We start from the raw sequence: 3,730 nt of genomic DNA, 5'->3' as shown, positions 1-3,730 counted from the left end.
TGTGCCCACTTTGGCCAAGGTCTCCTACCAGCAAATCAAAACAATAGCACTGGGAAAGAGAATCACCGTTAGGGAGAACACCAGTTTGTTTCCTGGAAGGCCCTACCTTCCCATGCCCTCCTCGCCACGCAATGGCACTGCAAAGAAAATCAGGCGTTCTGGCATTGGGTGATCTATTGGCAAAGTCCCAACGGACCTGCGGGCATGGATCCTCATTTCACTTTCCTGAATCACGTCCGTACCGATTTCAGAAGAATCAAACCCCGATGGTTTCTCACAATTCGTGATCGAATTTAAGGAATTCCCATAGGGAATCTTTTAACAAATTTACCTTCTTGTCTTGAAAGCATTTTCCTTGCGAATCATAAAAAAAACCGTTATTATCGCGCATTATTTCATTATTATCCTCAGTTTCCATTCATCCCGCCTTATTTTTATCATGTCGAGAGATGTCACAATCCCGATCCAATCACACAGGGAAAGGTGCATCATGATCGAGGATTCGCCAATGTACCGGCAAATTCAACATTTTCTTCAAAAATCGGCTTGATACAACAATCATTTTTCTCAGGTGCGAATTCGTCATTTCCTTGAGTCAACATTAACAAAAGGGCGAAGGATTTTGTGTTCATCTTTTGACCAGGATAAGTCCTGCGTCAGGACTCCACATTATGGCCATGCGGTGCGCCGGAGCATGAACTGTCTCGTTCAATTTCTGCGCCATACACTTCTTCCAGATGGTATGTTTGGGGGGCTCAGTTTGCCATCACACCCAGCTCCAGCAATCCTAATAGCACGAGCGACTGAAAGAGCTTTCCCCCCTGCACCGCATCCTCACTGGCTACCTGTTATGACTCCTTCATTGAATGGATTGTTAGAACAATCGAATAGATAACAGGGCATTCAATTCTATGACCATGAGGGTTCCCACCGTAACAGCCGAACAGCTTCAGGCGGATTTTCAGAAGGGTATTATTGTGGTGCTGTCTTTGGGGATTTTCGTGGCGGACTGCCTGACCCCACTGGGTATTGGAATGGGCAGCCTGTATATATTGATAGTGGTGGCCACTCTCCCGGTCCACAATGCCATGACTACCAAACTGGCAATAATCGGAGCGATTCTCTTAATTGTTCTAGGATATTGGACTTCTATTTCCAGGGTTGGATCTGAAACGGCCATCATTAACCGTTCGCTATCAATTCTCTGCGTGGTGGTGACGGGTTTTATAACTTTAAAAAAAATTTCTTCACGACTCGCACTCCAAACGGTCAAAGAGGATCTTGAGATTAAATATGGCCTCCAGACCAAAGAATTGAAGGAACAAAACCACACAATGACGGTTCTCCTCAAAGATTTGGAATTGACCAAAAATGAGGTGGAAGATAAGGAGCGTCGGCTTCGCATACTTGTTGACGCATTTCCGAGTGGCATGTTGATTGTTGACCATCTCGGCAAAGTGGTCTTTGCCAACAAATTAATTGAAACCCTGTTTGGGTATTCACAAGATGAATTAATGGGGCAATCCATCGACGCACTCGTTCCCAAAAGATTTCAGCAGGACCATGCCCGACATCGAGTTGCATTTCTCGATAACCCAAGTACCCGAGCCATGGGGGCCGGGCGGGATCTGTTTGCCAGACGAAAAAACGGAAGTGAGTTTCCGGTAGAAATCGGTCTGAATCCCATCCACACGCCAGACGGCTTCATGGTGCTCAGTTCAGTTGTAGACATTTCAGCCAGAAAACAAGACGAAGCTGAGCTCAAACGCTTAAATCAACAACTGGCCAACCAGAACCAGGAACTGGAAGCCTATAACTATGCCGTTTCACACGATTTGCGAACACCCTTGAGAGCGATTCAGAATTATGTTGATTTCCTGTCAGAAGACTTGTCCACAAAAGCTTCATTGGATCAAACCGTGTACTTGACCGGCATTACGACCGCCGTATGCGAGGCGGAAGACCTGGTCTCTGATCTCCTTGAACTCTCGCGGTTAAATGTCAAGGATTCTATTCCTCAGGTCTGCCACACCGGGAACATCATTCCCAAAGTCCTGCTCCTTCTAAATTTCGATAAAGCCGTGGAAATTCACACACCGACTGAATGGCCAACAGTCCTTGGCCATGAACATCTTCTGAAACAGATTTTCCAGAACCTCCTGGCCAATGGAGTCAAATTCAACCACTCCTCCCCAAAAGTTCTGAACATGAATTGGAGACAGGAATGCCAGGGGTTTATCACCTTTACGATTGAGGACAATGGCATCGGGATCTCTGAATCCTATCAGGATAAAATTTTCCAGGTCTTTGAACGATTGCATACGTCCCGAGAATATGAGGGAACCGGAATCGGTTTGGCCATTGTCAAAAAAGCGGTGAGCCGGCTGGGGGGAGAAATTCGCGTGAGGTCCGAATTGGGCAAAGGCAGCATATTTTCATTCACGGTACCGATGGGAGAAAATCATGATGATGCAAGAAACGCGGAACTTAACGATTTTAATGGCGGAAGATAATGCCCATGATGTCCTGGCCACCAAACGTGCCTGGGAACAATTTGGCTTTGGAAATCATCTGCACATCGTGTCGGACGGCGAAGAATGCCTGGAATACCTGTTTCACCAAGGCAAATATTTGGAATCGAACATTTTTCCTGACCCTGATCTCATTCTTTTGGACCTCAAACTTCCGAAACTGGATGGACATCAGGTTCTCCAAACCATTCGGGCAAAGGAGCAGTTCCGGTTTTTACCTGTCATCATTCTCACGAATTCCACCCTCGAGAGGGACCGGAATAAAGGATATGAATATGGATGTACGGCGTTCCTCAAAAAACCGGTCGGGTACGCCAACTTTGCCAATCTCTTAAAATCCCTCCGGACGTTCTGGAGTTGCGTAGAACCCTACGCGAAGCCATTATCAGCCCAAACGAACGGTTAACCACATGTCCCTGGTCCAGGAACTCGGATTATCAGCTCTCCTCATCGAGGACAACTCCCATGAGCGAATCGCAATCCGTCGTTCGCTTAAGAAGGACGTTCACACCCTTCTTGAATGTGAAAGTGCGGAGGAAGCCATTCGTCATGTGGAACAATCCCCTTCCGAATTTGACGTCATCATCGCGGATTTCAAACTCCCGGGCATGGATGGCCTCACGCTGTTTCACACCTTGCGTCAGATGAAATGCTTATCTCCGTTTATTCTCCTAACAGGCAATGGGTCCGAACAGATTGCCATTGAAGCCTTTAAAGCTGGAGTGAATGACTATTTGGTCAAAGCGTCCCAAAGCGGATACTTGGATTTATTGCCGGCGCTGGTAGCAGAAGTCATCCAGCATCATCGCTTGAAACTCAGAAATGAATTACTGGAATTGTCACTCAAAGAAGCCCATGAACGGTTTCACCAATTCATGGAGCACTATCAGGGAATTTTTTGGCTGACCGACTTTCAGGAACCAAGAACATTATTATATGTCAGCCCGACCTATGAGAGGATTTGGGATCGCACGGCTCTTCAGCTCGCTCGTAACCCCTTGGATTGGCTCGAAGCCCTTCATCCCAAAGACCAGAATCGGATCAGGAATGCCTATCTGAAGTTGAATAGCACCGGAGGATATAACGAGATTTATCGAATCATTAAAACGGACGGGTCGTCTCGCTGGATCCATGAACGCGGACTCATCAATCACAATCAAGGGGGACACCGATAGCGGATCACCCGACTGCCAGAAGAT

3 protein-coding genes are annotated in these 3,730 nt (G+C 46.9%); all 3 read left to right on the top strand.

Annotation, left to right across the window (positions count from 1 at the left end):
• The first annotated feature begins 911 nt into the window (after positions 1-911).
• Genes AAH187_RS18910 through AAH187_RS18900 form a run of 3 tightly spaced genes read left to right on the top strand, consistent with a single transcriptional unit; the run spans position 912 to position 3,706 of the window.
• Positions 912-2,513 (top strand): ATP-binding protein, encoded by a 1,602-nt coding sequence (locus tag AAH187_RS18910; RefSeq protein WP_342350046.1) that lies wholly within the window; start codon positions 912-914, stop codon positions 2,511-2,513.
• On the top strand, positions 2,464-2,937 hold the full coding sequence (locus AAH187_RS18905) for a response regulator (RefSeq protein ID WP_342350045.1): 474 nt from the start codon (positions 2,464-2,466) through the stop codon (positions 2,935-2,937). Before AAH187_RS18910 ends, AAH187_RS18905 begins: the two co-directional genes overlap by 50 nt.
• 4 nt (positions 2,938-2,941) lie before the next feature.
• On the top strand, positions 2,942-3,706 hold the full coding sequence (locus AAH187_RS18900) for a response regulator (RefSeq protein WP_342350044.1): 765 nt from the start codon (positions 2,942-2,944) through the stop codon (positions 3,704-3,706).
• Positions 3,707-3,730 lie beyond the last annotated feature (24 nt).

Origin of the sequence: uncultured Nitrospira sp. (assembly GCA_902500695.1) — a bacterium.
In the GTDB taxonomy this organism is placed as follows: Bacteria; Nitrospirota; Nitrospiria; order Nitrospirales; family UBA8639; genus Nitrospira_E.
The sequence above is the reverse complement of the archived record's forward strand: the minus strand, read 5'-3'. Positions and strand labels throughout refer to the sequence as shown.